A 483-nucleotide genomic window follows, 5' to 3' on the forward strand; every position below is an offset into this window, starting at 1 on the left:
GCATGTGTTGCGGCGTGGTGGTAAAGCCATAGCGGTCATTGCGGGGATGGCTGGCCACACGTTTGCCCCGGAAGTAGATTTCGACCAGGCGTGGCTTTGCGTGGAGTTCCACTTTTTCACCCACCAGTTGATGTGGCACCGAGTAGAGGTGGTTCTCGTACTGCACATGGTAATCGATGTTCACCTTAGCATTGCGGATGTCCGTGTATTCATAAGCATGACGGGGTAATGGCTTTAAAGCAGGTTTATCGAGTTCGTCGAACCACTGCTGACGCGTGCCCGCCATTTGTTTAAAGGGTCTGTTGTTTACCTCTGTCAGCAAGGTGCGGATACACTGGTTCAGCTCATGTAGTGAGAAGAAGGTGTGATGGCGAAGCCGGGCTAATATCCACCGTTCGATGATTTGCACACCCACTTCGGCCTTGGCTTTATCTTTAGGTTTATACGGTCTGGCGGGCACAACCGCCGTATCATAGTGAGCCG

Annotated in this window: 1 protein-coding gene; it reads right to left on the minus strand. The window is 52.4% G+C overall.

The window, feature by feature from the left end; translation table 11 throughout:
* The coding region (locus ACXAG2_RS20875) for a Mu transposase domain-containing protein (RefSeq protein WP_474870254.1) at window positions 1-483 on the minus strand (483 nt) is incomplete at both ends.

This window comes from Alteromonas sp. ABH4_456, from assembly GCF_056160645.1.